The organism is Nitrospirota bacterium (assembly GCA_016235245.1).
Lineage (GTDB): Bacteria > Nitrospirota > Thermodesulfovibrionia > Thermodesulfovibrionales > UBA6898 > UBA6898.
Window position 1 is genome coordinate 89,526 of record JACRLO010000015.1, and the last position, 18,120, is coordinate 107,645.

19 protein-coding genes are annotated in these 18,120 nt (G+C 50.5%); 15 read left to right on the forward strand and 4 right to left on the reverse strand.

From position 1 onward, the window contains the following. The first annotated feature begins 80 nt into the window (after positions 1–80). The 6 genes from HZB31_08075 to HZB31_08100 all read left to right on the forward strand — a co-directional run bounded on the left by HZB31_08075 (position 81) and on the right by HZB31_08100 (position 5,537). Entirely contained in the window at positions 81–1,154 is a 1,074-nt protein-coding gene (locus tag HZB31_08075; protein ID MBI5847890.1) for a 3-methyl-2-oxobutanoate dehydrogenase subunit VorB, read from the forward strand. Positions 1,155–1,280: 126 nt separating this feature from the next. Then, entirely contained in the window at positions 1,281–1,979 is a 699-nt protein-coding gene (locus HZB31_08080; protein MBI5847891.1) for a response regulator, read from the forward strand. Next, entirely contained in the window at positions 1,976–3,706 is a 1,731-nt protein-coding gene (locus HZB31_08085) for a PAS domain-containing protein (GenBank protein ID MBI5847892.1), read from the forward strand. Before HZB31_08080 ends, HZB31_08085 begins: the two co-directional genes overlap by 4 nt. A gap of 72 nt (positions 3,707–3,778) precedes the next feature. Next, the gene (locus tag HZB31_08090; GenBank protein MBI5847893.1) at positions 3,779–3,958 is read left to right on the forward strand and encodes a hypothetical protein; all 180 of its coding nucleotides are present in this window, start codon (positions 3,779–3,781) and stop codon (positions 3,956–3,958) included. After that, positions 3,955–4,608 carry a SagB/ThcOx family dehydrogenase gene (locus HZB31_08095; GenBank protein MBI5847894.1) on the forward strand — a complete coding sequence of 218 codons (654 nt, stop codon included), beginning with the start codon at positions 3,955–3,957 and terminating at the stop codon, positions 4,606–4,608. The genes HZB31_08090 and HZB31_08095 overlap by 4 nt, the downstream gene beginning before the upstream one ends. A 17-nt stretch (positions 4,609–4,625) precedes the next feature. After that, entirely contained in the window at positions 4,626–5,537 is a 912-nt protein-coding gene (locus HZB31_08100; GenBank protein ID MBI5847895.1) for a nitroreductase family protein, read from the forward strand. A 31-nt stretch (positions 5,538–5,568) separates the two neighbouring features. Here the strand turns inward: HZB31_08100 and HZB31_08105 are convergent, their stop codons facing one another. Beyond that, complete coding sequence (locus tag HZB31_08105) at positions 5,569–6,216, reverse strand: TPM domain-containing protein (GenBank protein MBI5847896.1); 648 nt, start codon at positions 6,214–6,216, stop codon at positions 5,569–5,571. Further along, the gene (locus tag HZB31_08110; protein MBI5847897.1) at positions 6,210–6,728 is read right to left on the reverse strand and encodes a hypothetical protein; all 519 of its coding nucleotides are present in this window, start codon (positions 6,726–6,728) and stop codon (positions 6,210–6,212) included. Before HZB31_08110 ends, HZB31_08105 begins: the two co-directional genes overlap by 7 nt. Positions 6,729–6,979: 251 nt before the next feature. Between HZB31_08110 and HZB31_08115 the strand changes: the two genes are divergently transcribed. Continuing rightward, positions 6,980–7,630 (forward strand): LysE family transporter, encoded by a 651-nt coding sequence (locus HZB31_08115; GenBank protein ID MBI5847898.1) that lies wholly within the window; start codon positions 6,980–6,982, stop codon positions 7,628–7,630. Positions 7,631–7,741: 111 nt separating this feature from the next. Here HZB31_08115 and HZB31_08120 read toward each other — a convergent pair whose 3' ends face one another. Next, on the reverse strand, positions 7,742–8,215 hold the full coding sequence (locus tag HZB31_08120; protein ID MBI5847899.1) for a response regulator: 474 nt from the start codon (positions 8,213–8,215) through the stop codon (positions 7,742–7,744). Positions 8,216–8,393: 178 nt separating this feature from the next. On the opposite strand from HZB31_08120, the gene HZB31_08125 reads away from it, so the two are divergent. Continuing rightward, positions 8,394–8,867, forward strand: a complete 474-nt coding sequence (locus tag HZB31_08125; protein MBI5847900.1) for a VOC family protein — start codon at positions 8,394–8,396, stop codon at positions 8,865–8,867. Between the two features lie 122 nt (positions 8,868–8,989). Here the strand turns inward: HZB31_08125 and HZB31_08130 are convergent, their stop codons facing one another. Continuing rightward, complete coding sequence (locus HZB31_08130; GenBank protein ID MBI5847901.1) at positions 8,990–10,738, reverse strand: FAD-dependent oxidoreductase; 1,749 nt, start codon at positions 10,736–10,738, stop codon at positions 8,990–8,992. Between the two features lie 207 nt (positions 10,739–10,945). Between HZB31_08130 and HZB31_08135 the strand changes: the two genes are divergently transcribed. From HZB31_08135 to HZB31_08165, 7 genes are all read left to right on the forward strand, one after another. Beyond that, positions 10,946–12,439: a hypothetical protein gene (locus tag HZB31_08135; protein MBI5847902.1), complete on the forward strand. Its 1,494-nt coding sequence runs from the start codon at positions 10,946–10,948 to the stop codon at positions 12,437–12,439. Positions 12,440–12,551: 112 nt separating this feature from the next. Then, positions 12,552–12,800, forward strand: coding sequence for an AbrB/MazE/SpoVT family DNA-binding domain-containing protein (locus HZB31_08140; protein MBI5847903.1), 249 nt, complete (start codon positions 12,552–12,554; stop codon positions 12,798–12,800). 1 nt (position 12,801) lies between these two features. Further along, positions 12,802–13,113, forward strand: a complete 312-nt coding sequence (locus HZB31_08145) for a type II toxin-antitoxin system PemK/MazF family toxin (GenBank protein MBI5847904.1) — start codon at positions 12,802–12,804, stop codon at positions 13,111–13,113. A gap of 54 nt (positions 13,114–13,167) precedes the next feature. Next, positions 13,168–13,836 (forward strand): CPBP family intramembrane metalloprotease, encoded by a 669-nt coding sequence (locus HZB31_08150; protein MBI5847905.1) that lies wholly within the window; start codon positions 13,168–13,170, stop codon positions 13,834–13,836. A gap of 207 nt (positions 13,837–14,043) precedes the next feature. Beyond that, a complete protein-coding gene (locus HZB31_08155; GenBank protein MBI5847906.1) occupies positions 14,044–14,316 on the forward strand; it encodes a type II toxin-antitoxin system mRNA interferase toxin, RelE/StbE family in 273 nt (90 codons plus the stop codon). Positions 14,317–14,325: 9 nt separating this feature from the next. Continuing rightward, on the forward strand, positions 14,326–14,604 hold the full coding sequence (locus HZB31_08160) for a helix-turn-helix transcriptional regulator (GenBank protein ID MBI5847907.1): 279 nt from the start codon (positions 14,326–14,328) through the stop codon (positions 14,602–14,604). Positions 14,605–14,981: 377 nt separating this feature from the next. After that, positions 14,982–18,120 (forward strand): hypothetical protein (locus HZB31_08165; GenBank protein ID MBI5847908.1); only part of this gene is annotated, 3,139 nt, incomplete at its 3' end.

Consider the following 18,120-nt stretch of genomic DNA (forward strand, 5'->3'; position numbering starts at 1 on the left):
CCTCAGGAGATGCCGGATGCGCTCATGGGCCCGGCTGCGTATGCTATAATTCACCACATTGAGCGCCATAAGGATGGACGATGCCTAAAAAAAATATGCTCCTGATGAAAGGGAATGAAGCGTTGGCCGAGGCGGCCGTCACGGCTGGGTGCAGGTTCTATGCCGGCTACCCCATAACGCCCCAGAACGAGATCCCTGAGTATCTGTCCCGGAGAATGCCGGAAGTCGCTGGGATCTTCATCCAGGCAGAGTCGGAGATCGCTGCGATCAACATGGTATACGGAGCTGCTGCGGCCGGAGCACGTGCCATGACCTCATCGAGCGGCCCCGGTTTGAGTCTCAAGCAGGAGGCCATCTCTTTTCTTGCGGGTGCTGAGCTTCCGGCGGTAATCGTGAACATCCAGAGGGGCGGGCCGGGACTCGGAAATATTGCGGCAAGCCAGGGTGACTATTTTCAGGCAGTAAAGGGCGGCGGTCATGGTGACTACCGGTGTCTCGTCTATTCGCCGTTCAGCCTGCAGGAAATGTGGGACCTTACTCTTCGCGCCTTTGATAAGGCAGATCAGTACAGGACTCCTGTCATGATCCTCGGCGATGGCGTTGTCGGTCAGATGATGGAACCCTTTCATCCGACTGCATACAAAAAACCGAAGCTTCCGAAAAAAACCTGGATGCTTGACGGCGCAAAGGGAAGGAAACCGCGTGTTATCCGCACTCTCTACATGGGACAGGGAGAGCTTGAGCAGAGGAACATCAGTCTCCAGAAAAAATATGACCTTCTGAAGGAAAAAGAGGTCATGTTTGATGAATATGATACCAGCGATGCGAAACTCATCGTCGTTGCCTATGGCATTGCGGCACGGATAGCGCTTTCTGCAGTCAAGGAGCTTCGCAGGGAAGGAAAGAAGATAGGCCTCTTCAGACCGGTTACCCTGTTTCCATTCCCTGAAAAGCAGCTCGCCTCTCTTTCGGGAAAAGCAAAGCGGTTTATGGTTGTCGAGATGAACGCCGGCCAGATGGTTGAGGACGTAAGACTTGCCGTAAACGGAACATCAAAGGTTCTTTTTTATGGCCGGCCCGGCGGTGCGGTCTTTGACCCCGAAGAGCTGTACGACAAGTTCAGGGCCGCATTCAGAATGCAGGCAAAACAATAGTCCTTCATTAATCCATAATGTCTGCTCATATCCGTGAGATAGCAGTTGCGGGACCTCCTCAGACGAGCATGTTCCGAGCATTTTTTAACGCTTGCACGGCAGGCTGGGGCTAGGTAATATAGGTTTATGGGAGCAAAGAAAGTCCTTGTTGTAGATGATGAACCCGATATTCTGGAACTGGTATCCTATAATCTGAAGAAAGAGGGGTTTGAAGTTTCCTCTGCATCGGACGGAGAAGAAGCTCTGGCCAGCATCAAAAAAAACCATTTCGATTGCCTGATCCTCGACCTTATGCTGCCGGGGATCCAGGGCATGGAACTATGCCGTATCATCAGAAATAATCCTAAAACCAGACATATCCCGGTAATCATGTTGACGGCAAAGTCCGAAGAGGTTGACCGGATCATCGGTCTTGAGACTGGCGCCGACGACTACATGACAAAACCGTTCAGTCCCAGGGAACTCGCAGCACGCATCAGGGCTGTCCTGCGCCGGGCCGGCGAAAGGATGGCTTCGGACGGCACAATCCGTGTCGGGGAGCTCCAGATCAACCGGGAAACCTACACGGTTTTGAAAAATAATCTGCCTGTGGCGCTCAGTTCCACGGAATTCAGGCTTCTGCTCTACCTTGCTGAAAGAAGAGGCCGGATATTCAGCAGGGACCAGCTGCTCGATGCAGCCTGGAAGGACGAAGCGTTTGTGGAGCCGAGGACCGTGGACGTGCATATCAGACGCCTTCGTACGCACATCGAAGATGATCCTTCTGATCCCCGGTATATCAGGACACGAAGGGGCATAGGATATTATATGGACGCTGACCTGTGAGAAAGGGCCTGTTCAGGCGGATATTTATTCTCTATGCCGTTGTGATGATAATGGCCGTTGCCTTTGTCGAGATCTTCATCGCTTCTGCGGTAAGAGACAATTACCGGGAAACGCTCAGGGCCAGCCTCGCGGTGCAGGCAGGACTTATTGCAAAGAATATTTCCTTTGACCGGACGAACCTCGACAGCCTCTGCAGGGAACTGAAGAAGGATACCGGCGCGCGGGTCACGATCATCGGTCCTGACGGCAGGGTCATAGGAGATTCGGATACGGATTCTTCTGTCATGGACAACCATCTTGACCGCACTGAGATAGAACAGGCGCTTCTGTTTGAAACCGGCATGGCAGTCCGCCACAGCGGCACCACAGACCACGACTTCCTGTATCTGGCAAAAAAGGTGTCGCAGGGGCAGCGGCAGGGCTTCATACGCCTGGCAGTTCCTCTGGGGGCGGTGGACAATGCCGTGAACCTGCTCAGGATGAAGATCTTCCTCAGTGTTCTGGCCGTCTTCCTTGCGACCTGGATCTTTTCGGTCTGGCAGACCGACCATCTGCGCAGGCTGCTTATGCAGATTACCGATTTTTCGAAGTCGCTTTCGCGGGGCGAGATCGACAAGAGGCTCTTTCTCAAAAACGCCGGAGAGTTTAATGAGATCGCGGACAACCTTACGTCAATGTCGATAAAACTGCAGGGCACGATGGCCGAAAGCGAAGAGGAGAGAAACCGTCTGAATGTCATCCTGCGGAGCGTGCCGGACGCCCTTCTGATCATCGATGCCAAGGGGTTCATTACGCTTTCGAGCGCCTCTGCGCGTGAATTCTTTGGTGACGTTCCCATGAGCGGGCTGCCGTTTGTGGAGGTTGTGCGAAACCATGCTTTTTCTGATATCATGGACGAGGTGCGCAGGACTTTGGCGCCGGGTATGACGGTCTTCAGGATCGATGTTCCGTCTGAAAAGTATTTGAGCGTCAGGGTTTCGCCGCTCTTTTATCATGAGCATGAGCTCTCCGGTTTAGTGGCGATCTTCCATGACATCACGCAGGTCGAGAAGCTCGAACAGGTCAGAAAGGACTTTGTCGCCAACGTATCGCATGAGTTGAAGACACCGATCACGGCGATCAGGGGATTTGCCGATACGCTTCTTGAAGGCGCCCTTGATGACCGTGACAATGCAGCAAGGTTTATTCAGACCATTAAGGCCAACAGCGAGCGTATAAACAGCCTTGTTGATGACCTGATGACCATTTCCAAGATCGAACTCGGCGTGATCAGGGTCGAAAAGACACTGATCGATATTGGGGATGTCTTTGAGAATGTGATGGAGATGTTTAGTGGCAGGGCTTTGGCAAAGGGGCTGACCCTGGAGGTTGACCCAGGACCTGAACTGCTCCAGATCTCTGCGGACAGAAACCGCCTGCTCCAGATATTGACCAACCTGGTAGACAATGCGATAAAGTTTACCGAAAAGGGCGGTGTTACCTTCGGCATTGACCGTGATGACGGAAGGCCCTGTCTGTTTGTTGAAGACACCGGTATTGGCGTTCCAGAAAAATTCGTATCAAGGCTCGGCGAGCGGTTCTTTCGGGTTGACCCCGGCCGCTCACGCACGATGGGCGGCACGGGTCTCGGTCTTGCGATCGTCAAGCATCTGGTAAAAGCGCATGGCTGGTCCATGCAGGTAGAGAGCGTCCAGGGCAGGGGAACGAAGATCAGGATCTTTATCTGACCGTGATGCCTGCTGCACTGCAGCACCGGGTCTGAAGTATGGCTGCAAAAATTAATTATTCTGAGGATATGTATGAAAGATCAATTTGAAAGAACAACAATCAATGGGTTGACGTTTGATACCCGCTCTGTCCGGTCTGCGACCTGGGAAGGCATGATATGCATTCCGCCTGTCCATGAAGGCGGCATCTATTGTGCGGTCGAAAAGAGACTGACAGATGCGACCTTGAAGATGAAGGGAGGCCGGCAATGAAAAGGGCATTCTGTTTTGTCACGTTTCTTGTATTTGCAATATCCTTGTTCTGTGCGCCCCCGATTTCTGCTGAAGAGATCAGGCTTCTCCTGCTGCCCAAGCCGCAGACAGATGGCGGCAGACCTCTTATGCAGGTGCTGAAGGACCGGAGCTCTTCCCGTTCATTCAGTCAGGAAAAGCTTTCTGCACAGACGCTTTCCAATCTCCTTTGGGCTGCCTTCGGCATAAACCGCCCCGCAGGAAAACGTACTGCCCCCTCAGCAATGGACCATCAGGAAATCGACATCTATGTTGCTACGGCTGAAGGTCTCTATCTGTATGAGGCAGGGAGTCAGTCATTGAAACTGATAAAGTCAGATGATATCCGCGCCTTGACCGGCAGGCAGGATTACGTGAAGGACGCCTATGCCAGCCTTATCTATGTGGCTGACTTCTCAAGGATGGGCAATATACAGAAAGAGGAGAAGGAACTCTTCTCGGCTGCAGATACCGGTTTTATCAGCCAGAACGTCTATCTGTATTGCGCCTCCGAAAGACTGGCTACGGTTGTGCGAGGTCTGGTCGACAGGCAGACGCTGGCCAGGACGATGAATCTGCGGCCTGACCAGAAGATCATCCTGGCGCAATCAGTAGGACATGCCAGAAAGTAGAAACGCTCCCGGAGAAGATGGTGATACCTGAAGACAGATTAGAAATTGGCCGGGAGCTCTGCAGCGGCTGCGGCGCATGCGTCAGCGTATGCCCCTCACGCACCATCTCGCTCGTTGACGGAAAGGCGGCTGTCACAGGAATGGATTGTATCTCCTGCGGACATTGTGAGGCAGTCTGTCCCCAAACGGCGATCCGTGTTGCGGGGATCGATGAAGAGATGTCTCGCTATAAGACCTTTACTGCAGAGAAAGAGTGGCTCGCTCCCGGAAAATATAACACATCCGAACTGGTTCAGCTTATGGCCTCACGCCGCTCCTGCCGAAGCTTTACTGACAGACCGATAGATCTGGCAATGCTCGAAGACCTTGTAAAGATCGGTATCACAGCGCCGTCCGGTACAAACAGTCAGGCCTGGACCTTCACGGTCCTGCCTACAAGGAAGGCAGTGACTTCCCTTGCCGGACATGTCGCTTCCTATTACCGAAAACTAAACAGCACGGCAGACAATACCCTGCTCCGGCTCTTCCTCAGGCTGATTGGAAAGGGAGAGCTTGATGCCTATTACCGCGGCTATTACCGGAAGGTGAAGAGGGCGCTTGAACAGTGGCAGACTGAAGGCAAGGAACATCTCTTTCATGGATCCACTGCTGCAATTGTTGTTGGCTCCAGGCCCGGTGCAAGCTGCCCGGCTGAGGACGCCCTGCTTGCAACACAGAATATCCTGCTAGCTGCACACAGCATGGGACTCAGTTCCTGCCTTATCGGATTTGCCGTTGCCGCAATGAAGAGAGATCCATCTCTTGTGCAGTCACTTGGCATTCCGCCTGAAGAGCAGATTCATGCAGTCGTTGCCCTTGGTTATTCCGACGAAGTATATCAGCGCACAACCGGACGCAAGAACCCCATTCAGCGATATTTCGAGTGCTAAGGTCCGGGACAAAGGATTCAAAGAAGTCTTTTTACTGGTCGGTGTCACTCAGAACAGAATCGGGAAGTTCATTACTATCGTCAGGTAGCCCCGGGAAATGGGCAGCAAGTAATTCTCCAATTCCGGCAATTGCTTTAATTAATGCCTCGCAGGCTCGACCAGCCTTGATACCTGTTGCTACCTCAGAGACATAACGATCAAGCACCTGCTGCGTGATCTTCTCGTAAATTCCCTTGTCAGCCAACACGAACACTCTCCGCTCGAGCAGCGAAATATAAAATAGCACGCCTGTGTGTCCCTTTGTCTCATCTATCCCGTGTTCGTAAAACTCCCGCAGGGCAGCATTCCGCACGGCCCCTTCGATGCGGCGAGTCGGCGCCAAGTCGAGTGTCACTGCCTGGGCTCGCGAAAAATAAAGGAAAGAGAGCGGGAAAAATACTGCAGTCAGTGTCAGCAAATTCCATAGCGAGACGTGCAATAAGGATACACAGACCAGCAGAGACATTACAGCGCTTAATCCCAGTGCAGATGCTGCCTTGAGATCGTAATAGTTTCCGCTGGTGTTGGCCACGATTACCACGATCTCTCCGGTTGTACGCGTCTCGGCTTCACGGGTTGCCTGGACAATCTTCTGCTTCTGCTCTTCTTTGAAAAGTCGATCAGCCTTATGCATTACCATTTACCTGAGGCTCCTCCCCCCCCAAATTCTCCGCTACCACCTGAAAAGCCTCTGCTGCGTCCTCCACTGATACTGCTGACCATATCAAGAACACACAGCAGCACCTGCAGGACAATAAACAGACCTTTGAGAATTTTTCGGCCGGTTTCAAAAAGGGACAGCAGCAGGATGGGAAGGCCAACGAACAATAGAAACTTGAGCATAGTTCGAAACGTCCCGGGTGATGCAGAGAGAAGCCAGATGATATAGCCATACACCAAGACTATCCCGCCAATCAGGATCGAAAGAAGAACTAGTGCGGTAAGATTCGAAAGCTTTCCTTCCTCAGGAGGCGCAAACAGGAAGTCCTTGATTCTGACCGACAGAGGCTTTGCGTTCGTCAGTGAGTTCTTTCTGTTGGGTTGGACGCTGTCTGCATTTCTTAGGGCTGCGGCGCCAGGTGCGGACGTGTCTGTCTTCGAACTGAGGACAAGCGCTCCTTTCGGCTTTGCTGCCGTTTCCCTGATTCTCATCGTCGTCCCCTTTAGAATGCATTTGCTGTTAATGCCAGTAGTTATACTATGTCGCAGTTAAAAAGCGTATGCTAACTTCCGGCTTGCTCTTTTTTGCACATAATATCACAAGACGCTGCTTCTGAAAAGAATATATGAATTGATAAGACAGCAAGTCAGACAGAGCTTATAGCTCAGCCCAGAATACAAATACTGCTTTGCAAAGATATCCCCTCCTGGGTCTTTAGGTTATAATAAAAAACTTCTTAATCATGCACTACACTCTCTTTCTTATAGCGGCATTTTGTCTGGGCTGTCTGGCTGCAGTGCCTGCCGGTCCCGTGCAGATCGAAGTCTTAAGGCGGTCGATAAACGGCAACCTGAAGGCCTCGTTCATGGTTGTGTTCGGCGCTTTTTTTGCTGATCTGTCTTACGGTATCATCGCCTTTTTCGGGATCGCGCCTTTTCTCGAAAATGACAGGATCATGGCAGTCTTCTGGCTGGCAGGGGGTCTAATCCTGGGACTGCTCGGCATACTCAGTCTTCTGCACGGATTAAAGGACCAGGAGACGGTCGAGGCCCCTGCACATCTCGGGAGAAAACGCTGGGCTTTTCTGTCCGGGCTGACGCTTTCGGCCACAAACCCGGTGATGGTGCTCTGGTGGCTATCGGGTGCGCGTGTTTTTAAGGATGTCGGATTGATCACGGAATTAAATACCGAGATTGCCCTGTCGTTTCTTGCAGCCGGCAGTCTCGGGCTTGCCTCCTATCTCTCGGCCCTCTCGCTCTTTATCTACTGGGCCAAGAAGTTCATCTCCGCGAAAGCGCTCAGGAGGGTCAATCTCTTCTTCGGCCTCCTGCTCATCCTTACCGCACTTTATTTCCTCTATACCTCCTGCCATTCCCTGCTACATATCTGCTAGCTTTGATTTATTGTGCGAAGGGGCTTGCCTTCAGTCAGAGACTCGTATGCATCTGCAAAGAGAAGGGCTGCAGGAAGAAAGGCTGCGGCCAAATTGAGATTTTTGAACCTCCTATTTGGAATTTAAGACACAGAGCTGCTTTCCTGTAGCCGGCATGTACAGATCTGTGGCAAGCGGCTCTGACAGGTCAAAGCGTTTTTCACACTCCTTGACCCACTCGGTAATGGCAGAGATTCTCATTGGTTTCAGCATAAACCGGCAGCCCAAAAGCTCTGTCTGAAGTTTAAGCTCGGAAAGGTCATTTCCGGTAATCAACGCCTTGTTCCTGCTGCTGAGTTTGCATCCGCTCTTCTGCTGCATCTCAAGCAATTGCAGCCCGGTCATGGCAGGCATTCTGTGATCTGTTATGAGAATATCGGCACAGCGGTTATGCTGCGGGCAGCTCTCCGCATGTTCACGATAATACGAACATGTCATGGGAGTAGCTGCAGTCAAGACTTCATACCCCATTCTTTCAAGTACGGTGCGAAACATATCCAGAATTATGGCCTCATCATCACATACGATAGCTCTCGGTTTTCTCATAGCCCATCTTATCAAATAGCTCCGCAATCTGCAATGCCCTGTGTTCCCTGCTGCTGATTTTTAGCCCCAGAAATCTCCCGGCGTATTTGATTGAAAGAAATTATCTGATAGAATGAGAGCTACAAGCAACCGTTTTACGGTTCAAAAAAAGAGTCCCATTTTAATCAGGGAGGCAGCAATGATAAAGGCAAGACCAGAGGGATATCAGAGCGTTACACCAATGCTCGTATTGAAAGATGCACGCAAGGCCATCGAGTTTTATAAGCGGGCCTTTGGCGCTGTGGAGCGATACATTATGCCCGGGCCGGACGGAAAAGGGGTGATGCATGCCGAGATCCTGATCGGCGATTCGATTATCATGATGGGGGAAGAAAGTCCGAATGAGCCCTGTAAGAGCGCCGAGACCGCGGGAGGTTCACCGGTCAGTTTCTATCTGTATATTGAAGATGTGGACAACGCCTTTCAGAAGGCGCTTGATGCAGGCTGCGTTGTTAAGATGCCTGTTCAGGATATGTTCTGGGGAGACCGCTTCGGCTCACTGAATGATCCCTTCGGGTACAATTGGGGCCTCGCAACGCATACGAGGGACCTGACAGATCAGGAAATACAGGAGGGTGCCAGTGCCATGTTCGCGGCTATGGCCAAGAAATAGAGCGTCAGATTGTCCTGGACGGATGATTCCTAAGGGAATGCCCTTTGATAGGGAGCGTATGTTCCAGGTCCTGGCTGAGGAATAGCGCAGCGCATTTTGCCTCTGCCTGAGAGGCCGGGGAATCAGCCCAGTTTTTCCCTGGCCTCTTTTGCCCAGATCAGGCCTTCCTGTATCGAGGTTTCGATTGCCGCATACATCCAGTTGTCCTGCTGGACAAAGAAAACGCGCTCTTTAAAGGGCTTGCGCAGGCTGTCAATGATGCCATGGCGTATCAACCCCGGGCTCTGGATCGGCATGGGGTGGCCCCATCGCGCAATCCTGATATCCACGATGTTTGACGGCTCCAGCTTAAGCTGAGGCAGAATCTCCTGCCTGATCTGGCTCTCAAATTGTTGGTAATATTTGTCGAACGCATTGTCTAGGTAGAGATTGCTGCGTCCTTCACGATAGGGGAAGCCCCGATAGAGCGTTAAAACGGTGTGGCCGGGGCGGCCCTTTGCAGTTATATCCGGACGCGCGTAGCTTCCATAAATAACATCGGTAATGCCCTGCTCATCAGTCGCCTTTTCGATGTTGGGGTTGTCGACGGTGCCGTTGCCCAGCAGATAGTAATCATAAAATTCATCTTCTTTATAGGGTTGGTTTACCAGGACATTGGCCACCAGATAGGCATTGTATTTGAGATGCTCAAAGGCCTGCATACGCTCGGGCTCAATATCGCGAAGGATTTTCCTGACCACAAACTTCGGGCAGCCGACAATGGCCGCTTCAGCCTGGATCTTGACCGCCTTCCCGAGATGATTGATATAGGAGACCAGCACGCCCTGCCTGCTGACCTGCAGATCGAATACCAGCGCGCGCGGCCTGAACTGACTCAGCGGCACGGTTTCGGTCATCTTCCTGAGCGCTGCTTCGGCTATCGCACCGTTGCCTCCGGGCATGACATAGATATCGCCGAATTCGGCGGCATACGCGTTCATTCCGCCTGCTGCGCTCATTTGATCAAGGGTGCAGGCAAAGGTAGACCAGCAATAATGCTCAAGCGCGGTCTCTATATGCGGATGGAGTTTTGAGCCGAGCACCTCTTCCAGATGCTTCCTGAAGGTCATCCGGTCCAATTGCTTGAGCTGCTGCAGGACTTCCTCATTGGTCGGCGGGATTTCAGGATATATCTGTCCCTCTTTTTCTTCATTTACGTCTTCAAAGTATTTCCTGAGCTTTAAAAACTGCGCCTTGGCCTCCGGTGCTGTTTCGCCATTCCAGAAATTGGTGTACCGCCTGCCCTTAAGCAAAACGGGGTCTTCTTCTTTCTTGGTCCGCCAGATTTTATCAATGCCGATTTCCTGATAGAACTTAAGAATAGGGCTGTCCGCATCCTGGCCGCAGAAATAGGCTGCCGCAGTCGAATAGTCAGTGCCGCGCCATGACTGGCCCTGCGCATTGCCGCCGAAACGAGACCCCTGCTCGAGCATAACCGGGTTATAACCGCGCAGTTCATAGGCAGCGGTGATGCCCGCAATTCCGGCTCCAATGACAACCACGCGGGTCTTTTCTACCTCCTTAATACTATCGGCCAGTCTTTTAAGCCCGGACCTGTCTTTGCTCAGCAAATATTCGTGGGGGATTTCGGGGCGGTCTCCTCCAAACTCTTTCGGCGCGATATCGCCCAGCGTCCGGTCAAACGGAGAAAAGCAGAGGCCTTCCGGATTGGTGAGGGGATCTCTGTAGGCGTCTTGAAATTGGCTTGTCCCTTTCGGCATGAAAGAAGCGCAGCCCGACAACTGGGTGAGGATAAAGGTGTAAAGCCCGCCCTGACCAACAAGTTTTACTGCCTGACGACGCGTAATCGGTAAGTCCAGCCAATTCTTCATGATTGCCGGCCCTCCAACAAGTAGTTCCCCGCATCCAATCGAGTCCTGCGGGAAGATGCTGTTGAGTTTAGGAATTAAGTATCTGCCATGTCAAGCGGCCGCCAGGCATATCCAGCAATAAGTTCTGATAGGATATAATAGAGACTGGTTATTCAGATGCCGGCTGAATTTTGTTGCCAATAGCCTGCACTGACCCCAATAATGCAGATGAACGAAACGCGATCCGGCAGCGAACTTCACCACGAGATCTTCGGTTCGGTCCTCGACAGGACCGAGATGACGCCTTTTCTTCTTCTGCCGGCAAAAGAGTATGTGTCAGCCCTTGCGCAGGCTGCAAGGATTATGGGCAACCGCGGCTTCGACATTGTCCATGCCAATGATCTGCAGGAGAGTGAGAAGCAACGGGCAGGCGGATACATCGACCGTGTGTACCGGTATTTCCTCGACTGGCTCTTCCCCTTTGTGAAAAAGCAGCTCAATGGACTCGCCGGACTGCAGTCCCCCAACAATGCTCTCTATAGGCAATGTCTGAATGCCCTCTCTGAGATCGAGGCGGTATTGATGGATACGGAGTTCAGGCAGCTTGTACGCGCAGACCCGCGCCATCTTTTTCTGATGGCCTCGTCGCGGAGATACCAGCATGTCTTTTATGGTCATGAGGGCAGAGACTTCGACGTTCCGGGGGCCTGGCAGCAGATGGCCTGTTCAATGCTCAAGATGGCGCATCTTATCAAGTCGGTTGAAGAGGACAGCCAGGATATCAACGACTATGCCCAGCTCGGCTTCTTTCTTGAGGCTCAGGGCCAGAGCCTTGACGACCTGTACCAGTATGACTGGGACAATCCGAAACATATCCCTGACAACGAGCCTGCACAGACGGCCTTTGTGAAGGTCTCGACTTTCTTCCATAAGCTGAAGGAATCGCTGGCATTCGATCAAAGCGAGGGCTGCCTCGTCTTTAACAGCGGGGATGGTGTCCTGGTCCCTATCGCCCAGATCAAGGCCAGACTGAAGAGCCCGGAGAGCATGTTCACTAAACTCGGCAAGGACCTGGAGGGTGAGGCGTATGATATACGGGACATCCTGGCAATAACCTTTATCCTCAGGGACATGTATGACACCTTGAAGCTGTTCCACGCGCTCCAGAAGAGGGGCGTGATCCTGCAGGAAAACACCGCCTCCTATTCGATCACCCAGACCCTTTTCGACAGCCCCGAGAGCATGAAGGAGGCGGTGAGCCGACTGATGCAGAGTCTGGTTCAGTCCGGCGGTATCTACGAAATGCCGTCTGAAGGCGATCTGCTTGCCAATGCCCGGACGTTCTATGAGGCCCTAAGTGTTGACGCTGCAAAGAACCAGCACTCCTCAATCGGACATCGGAAGTTTCAGTGCAAGCTCGCCTACTCTGTGCCGATCCACCATGCTGCCGACACAAACGAGATCATGATACCCGGCACACCGGTCTATGCCTTTCGCGACCGGGTCAGCAAGAAGACCCAGCAGCATACGCTGGGGGTGGAGCTGCGCATATCTGACGAGCAGAGTTGGCGGGCCTCTGAACTGAAGGGAGACTCCCATCATGATGCGTATAAGTTCCGGCAGCTTGCTGCGGTGATGAACAGGATCTTTTCAGGCAGGTTCCCGATTGTGAATGAAAGTCTTGCCCGGCTCAGAAAAGATCAGGAAGCCCTTTTTCCCTAAGCTAACCCCTGCTTGGCATATAGATATTTCTTTCGGTAGACGGTGCGGTGATCGTTTTGGTATTGTAATTACAATATAATTACATCAGTCTGGCAGATCCAGGAGGTTCAGGATGAAGGTAAGCATTGTATCGATCGGTAACTCAAAGGGAATAAGAATTCCAAAGTCCATACTTGGGCAGTGTAATTTTAATGAAGCGGCTGAACTTGAAGTGGAGAATAATACGCTTGTGATAAAACCGATAAAGAAAAAAGTCAGGGAAGGGTGGGCCAGGGCATTTAAGGAAATGCATGAACGCAAAGAAGATCTGCTGCTTGTCGATGATTCTTTGAATATCGAAATGAAGGACTGGGAGTGGTAGCATGCAGTACGACGTTTATCTTATTAACCTTGATCCGACCATCGGCCATGTAAAGAAGACAAGGCCCTGCCTTATCATATCCCCTGATGAATTGAACGATAATCTGCAGACGGTCATCATCGCGCCGATGACGACCAAATCCCATGACTATCCGACAAGGGTAAAGCTGGCGTTTCAGAATAAGACCGGGTGGATCGTTCTGGATCAGATAAGAACAGTCGATAAGAAGCGGCTGGTAAAACGGCTCGGTATGATAGACAAAAAAAAGGTTCAAAAAGTTAAGGCGATTATCAAAGAGCTGCTGGTAGATTGAGCCGGTGCGGAACCAGCTGATGTTCGTGGACAGTTTCTTTAACCTGCATAAGAGATGATTAAGGCCTTATCAATACGCGCCGAGTTTATACTGGTCACCGTCTTTTCATTCGGCTATTTCTCTCTCAGCTCGATCATCTATTTCATCATGCCCCGCAACACTGCCCCAATCACGCAAAATCATCTCGCGTCGTTGACAGTTGTTGAGGTGGTGATGCTCGCCCTTGTGCTCTGGTTCCTGAAGGAGCGGGGCTGGGAGTTCGCTGATTTCAAGATCCGGCCGTCGGTCCGCGCAACTGCATCCGGCATTCTGCTGGCCCTCTTTGCCTACGGCTCGTATGTCATGCTCTGCTTGGTCCTCAACAGCATATCGCCGGAGTATCTGCAGAGCATCAGTCAGACACCCCTCACCAGCAGCGAGATCAGTTTTGCTCATATTATGGCCGTCTCGATAATCAACCCGCTTTACGAGGAACTGCTTGTCGTCGGATACGTGATAGGAACATTGAAGAGGATGAAGAACATAACCTATGCCGTGAACGTGAGCGTCGCCATCCGGCTTCTGTATCATCTGTATCAGGGGCCGCTCGGCATTATGGCGATTATTCCGACAGGGTTGATCTTTGGCTATTGGTATGCGAAGCGTGAAACGCTCTGGCCGGTCATCGTCGCTCATGCGTTCATTGATTTTTCGGGCTTGGCAGTCGCGCAGTGGGTAAAGTGATATGTCGCGGCAGCGCGGCAACATGGCCGCAAGGACCGTTGTTGTGAATACAAGGGAGAGGTAAGTGTCCACGATGATACGATCAAGAAAATGGGATATGTCCCTGATTCTCTCCTATTATTAAAGAGATGCTGGTAGATTGAGCTGGTACGGAACCTGCCGAGACACTCTTGTATTATTAAAATTAATAAGTTATTATAAACCATAATGTGGCGGATAAGAGAGCATCGGGATATTGAAAAGACATGCCGCAAGCTTCCGCGTGAGACTGTTAAGAAATACGAGCTCTGGAAAAACCTTGTCTTCCGGCACGGACCTGAGAAACTGAAGGAATTCCCGGGATTTCACGACGAGAAACTGAGAGGAGATCGCCAGGGTGAGCGATCATCGCGCTTGAGCTTGCAATACCGGGTTATTTATACCGTGGAAAAGGAAATTGTCACCGTGAAAGTTCTTGAGATAACGCCGCACAACTATTAGGAGGCAAATATGAAAGCGAAGAAGAAAGATGAGTTCGTCCCGGCCAAGCCGCATGGCGGACTGACTTCAGGCGAAGTTATCCGGATGCTTCGTGACCTGAAGGGGTGGACCCAGGAGGAGCTTGCCAAACGTTCCGGCATCAGCGCAACGAACCTGAGCCTTCTGGAAAATAATCGGGTAGAAATAGGCAAGAAGCGGGTTGAGCAGTTGGCAAAGGCATTCGGCGTCCATCCCGCGATCATCATGTTTCCGGAATATGAGGCCGCAGAGATTGAGAGAGCTGCCTGACACGGGACAGTTCGTGACCCGCACTGTGGTTATGGACACTAAAAAGCTGAATTGTGGAGTGCAGAAAGATGGGCGACGAGCTTAAATGTCAATAGGCAAGTCTGACCCCAATGTAACTCTTCCTTAATGAGTATTGGCAGCGTGTGGGCGATATGGCTGCCCTGTGGATACGAAGGAGCGGCAGACTTACAGGATTACTTTGTTTTATCTCAATGCCGGAAAAACTGAATTAACCTTTAAGCTCATGATATATTACCTCATTAAATTTATATACAAACAAGGCTGTTTTAATGAAGATAATATGCCCTTTTTGCCCTTTAATTTTGTGCGAATTAGATAGGATAGATTGAAACTGTTTGACTACTCAGGGGGATGATGTGATCAAAAACAAAATAATATCTATTGATCGGATTTCTGACAACCTGTTATCCAAGCTTGAAAGTAGAGATGTTGCGCTTTGGATTAGGTCTTTGCCTAAAGATTTTCGCAGCAAAGAGGCTCTCGTTGCTTTTCTGGGTTTACCATGGCGTATGGTTATCTCGGAGGTCTACTCCCCAGAGCTAATAGAAGCCTTGGAGGAAGGAGAAATCTCTGGTAAGCCGCTGATACGCAAACGAGGCTTCATCCGAATTATTGATAGTGATCCATCGCGTATCCCCTTGCCACAAAGATGCTTACCTATCTATCTATTGAATGGCCGACAGGCTGCTCCCGCCTCTTCGGGCTTCGCGGATAAGTTGAGGCAAATGACGATGCTGGAAGAATTGCGAAGGTCTACCGTGCGTGATATTCTTGTCATTTCTGCTGACGAAAAGCCAATTCCAGTGGAGCTGCAAGATCTTTGGTCTGCTGGGTTTCGCTCGTATCTTACTTTTGTCACGAATGTGCCGGATGCTGCTGTCATGTTGCAGGAGTGGCTTGGAGAATCGGATAGCTATCTTGCAATAAACCTTGTCAATATGCCCGTAATCCCTGTCGTTGAGGATATTCTGTCCCGTTATGGCACTACATATCCCGAGGCCCGACATGTCATTCGCATTCGCGACGTTAGCGGAGGCCTGCACAAGGTTGATATAACCGAAACGGATGAGCCTGAACGGCCTATCTTAGAGCATTATTCTCTTATTGAGGAACGAGATTTGATACCACTCATGCCTGAGGAACTCTCCGAGGAAGATTTTATAGCATTTTTTCGAAACCCTGAGGCTTCTTGGCGGCCTTTTGCCGCTAATTTGCCATGGATTCGCGATATGCAGTGTAGATTGAAATTACGTGATTGTCTTAAGAAACTTGATACTGTTGGGGCTGAGGAGAATTGTGTCGCATATATCTCATCCGAATCGGGTGCCGGCGGAACAACGCTTTTACGAATGCTTGCTTGGGAATTTGCGAGAGAAGGATATCCAGTTTTAATGGCTAAATCAGTACCATTTGAGCCCGAAACGTTAGCTGTAGTGAATTTGCTGAGCCGCGTGCATAAAACTGTTGAGATGCAGCTAAGTCGCAATGCAGCTTCAACAGCTATTCCTGATGTTAATCAATCGCATGAGCACAAGCGAGAAGTTGCCTTACGCCGTTATGAGACGCCTTGGTTAATAGTATTTGACAGTCTACACTGGCAGTATCGAGATAGTGAACTTATTCGTTTCCGAAATGAGATGGAAAAATCAGGGCGTCCGGTCTGCATCATCGTTGTCACGGGACCTCTGCGCTCCCTGCCCTACCTCACCTCTTCGATCTTCAAACCCTTAGCAGAACTGAATCATGCCCTGGATCAGCCCGAAGCTCATGAGCTTGGTCGTCATCTTAATCAGTTTTTACGCGTTTATGGAAAGCAGCGCCATGATTGGCAGTGGGATGAATTTTACAGAGACCATACTGTGCGCTATCTCGAAGGGACCTCCTCATTTTGGGTTACATTATCTTTCTGGATTCAAGGTCAATATGATCTTTCGGAATCAATTCAACAGTGGATTTACCGCTCTTTCAAAGAAAATGCTGTCGATCGAACAATTCAGGAAGCTATTCTTGAAATTGCCGCCTTAAGTTCAGAGCGGCTTCCGCTACCTGAAGCGCTGTTGCCGGCATCTAAGGGCAAGTGGCCCGTGTCATATCTTCTTGAAGACAATAAATCAAGTCTTGCTGCGTTGGGTTTGGTGCGAATATCTACAAATGGAGAGAAACACTGGGCTCTTGTTCATGATATTTTAGGCCGGTTTCTGATTAACGCACTATTTTATGATTTTAAGATGCGTGAGGATCTCGGTTTTTCCGATGCTAAGGATGCCGAGCATTTACGTTTCTTGATACTGCGGGAGGTTTCATTAAAACCTGTTTTAGGGGAGCGCGCATATCGATCCATAGGAGAGGATTTCGCTACGGCTATTTTTAAAATCGATCCTGATCACGGGCACGGCAGCTTTGTCTCGATTTGGCGAGAGGTACTTGAAGCTCTTGATAAAATGCCGCGCTCACTCTGCGACACAAGTCGAGTATTTCGTCATCACACAGCTGTCTCTCGACGTCGAATTGCGAAGTTGGACGAAAGAATCTTTGGCGTAACTCTTGATGATAGGGAAACTCTTCTCAACCGAGCAATTGCAGACATCGAGTATGCACTTAACTTCATCGATTACGAGTCAGGTTTTGAATCGAACGTTAATTTGTTTAATTCGCTTGCTAACGCTTATCTGGATCTATCAGAGGTTGAGTCGGAGAAGGGAGCCCCGATCGAGCGTATAATTGAATTGCGTAAATTGGCGAATGATGTTACGCGTAAAGCGTATGCAGAGAGCCCGACCAATTCATTCGTCATAGAAACCTATGTAAAAAATCTATTGGAGAGCGCTCGACATTCTACTGGGCTTGCGATTGAACTTTGCATAGAGGCGCTTGGAATTCTTTTTTCAACACTTATTTCGAATGAGGCTGTATATCGCAGATCACAGCTGGGGAGTCTTTCCGAACAGGCATTGTCGATATTGTTTAAGCAGACCCCTCAGACGCTTCGAGATGTCGAACCGGCAAATGCGATCGATGTTTTGGTTATGGCATGGAAGGAACTTACTGAAGGGAGTGACTTCGCTTCTGGAATGGCCTTAACGGATGTTTCAGAGCTGAATCGAGAGAGAGCTCTGCATGTGTTAGCACATCCGGCGGGAAGAGGAAATATGCTGGTTATTAGGCTGAGTTACGATCTAATTTCTTTGAATCATCCTTACGTATTTAGGCAACAGTTGGAATTGATTGAGCAGTTGAATGCGACAAATTACCGGATTACGCCGCAATTAAGGCTTGATTACGCTATTCTTTTATTTCAGTGTGGCCGTCCAGTTGAAGGCGACAAACAATTCCGATCATTGCGACAGCTTTGGCGAGACGGCGAGCATTTTGTTCAAGTGGCGGAACGTTTGCGGTGGTTGCGTTCAGCTGAAGATGAGGCTTTGAAAATTGTCTATGCAGTCACGAGCTCTGATAATGTAGGCCCGACGTTTGCGAAAGTATCCGATTTTGGGA

What these genes read in the sequence shown, in the direction of transcription:
- HZB31_08075 (MBI5847890.1), top strand. Translation starts at nt 81, where the DNA reads ATGCCTAAAAAAAATATGCTCCTGATGAAAGGGAATGAAGCGTTGGCC.
- HZB31_08080 (MBI5847891.1), top strand. Translation starts at nt 1,281, where the DNA reads ATGGGAGCAAAGAAAGTCCTTGTTGTAGATGATGAACCCGATATTCTG.
- HZB31_08090 (MBI5847893.1), top strand. Translation starts at nt 3,779, where the DNA reads ATGAAAGATCAATTTGAAAGAACAACAATCAATGGGTTGACGTTTGAT.
- HZB31_08095 (MBI5847894.1), top strand. Translation starts at nt 3,955, where the DNA reads ATGAAAAGGGCATTCTGTTTTGTCACGTTTCTTGTATTTGCAATATCC.
- HZB31_08100 (MBI5847895.1), top strand. Translation starts at nt 4,626, where the DNA reads ATGGTGATACCTGAAGACAGATTAGAAATTGGCCGGGAGCTCTGCAGC.
- HZB31_08105 (MBI5847896.1), bottom strand. Translation starts at nt 6,216, where the DNA reads ATGGTAATGCATAAGGCTGATCGACTTTTCAAAGAAGAGCAGAAGCAG.
- HZB31_08110 (MBI5847897.1), bottom strand. Translation starts at nt 6,728, where the DNA reads ATGAGAATCAGGGAAACGGCAGCAAAGCCGAAAGGAGCGCTTGTCCTC.
- HZB31_08115 (MBI5847898.1), top strand. Translation starts at nt 6,980, where the DNA reads ATGCACTACACTCTCTTTCTTATAGCGGCATTTTGTCTGGGCTGTCTG.
- HZB31_08120 (MBI5847899.1), bottom strand. Translation starts at nt 8,215, where the DNA reads ATGAGAAAACCGAGAGCTATCGTATGTGATGATGAGGCCATAATTCTG.
- HZB31_08125 (MBI5847900.1), top strand. Translation starts at nt 8,394, where the DNA reads ATGATAAAGGCAAGACCAGAGGGATATCAGAGCGTTACACCAATGCTC.
- HZB31_08130 (MBI5847901.1), bottom strand. Translation starts at nt 10,738, where the DNA reads ATGAAGAATTGGCTGGACTTACCGATTACGCGTCGTCAGGCAGTAAAA.
- HZB31_08135 (MBI5847902.1), top strand. Translation starts at nt 10,946, where the DNA reads ATGAACGAAACGCGATCCGGCAGCGAACTTCACCACGAGATCTTCGGT.
- HZB31_08140 (MBI5847903.1), top strand. Translation starts at nt 12,552, where the DNA reads ATGAAGGTAAGCATTGTATCGATCGGTAACTCAAAGGGAATAAGAATT.
- HZB31_08145 (MBI5847904.1), top strand. Translation starts at nt 12,802, where the DNA reads ATGCAGTACGACGTTTATCTTATTAACCTTGATCCGACCATCGGCCAT.
- HZB31_08150 (MBI5847905.1), top strand. Translation starts at nt 13,168, where the DNA reads ATGATTAAGGCCTTATCAATACGCGCCGAGTTTATACTGGTCACCGTC.
- HZB31_08155 (MBI5847906.1), top strand. Translation starts at nt 14,044, where the DNA reads ATGTGGCGGATAAGAGAGCATCGGGATATTGAAAAGACATGCCGCAAG.
- HZB31_08160 (MBI5847907.1), top strand. Translation starts at nt 14,326, where the DNA reads ATGAAAGCGAAGAAGAAAGATGAGTTCGTCCCGGCCAAGCCGCATGGC.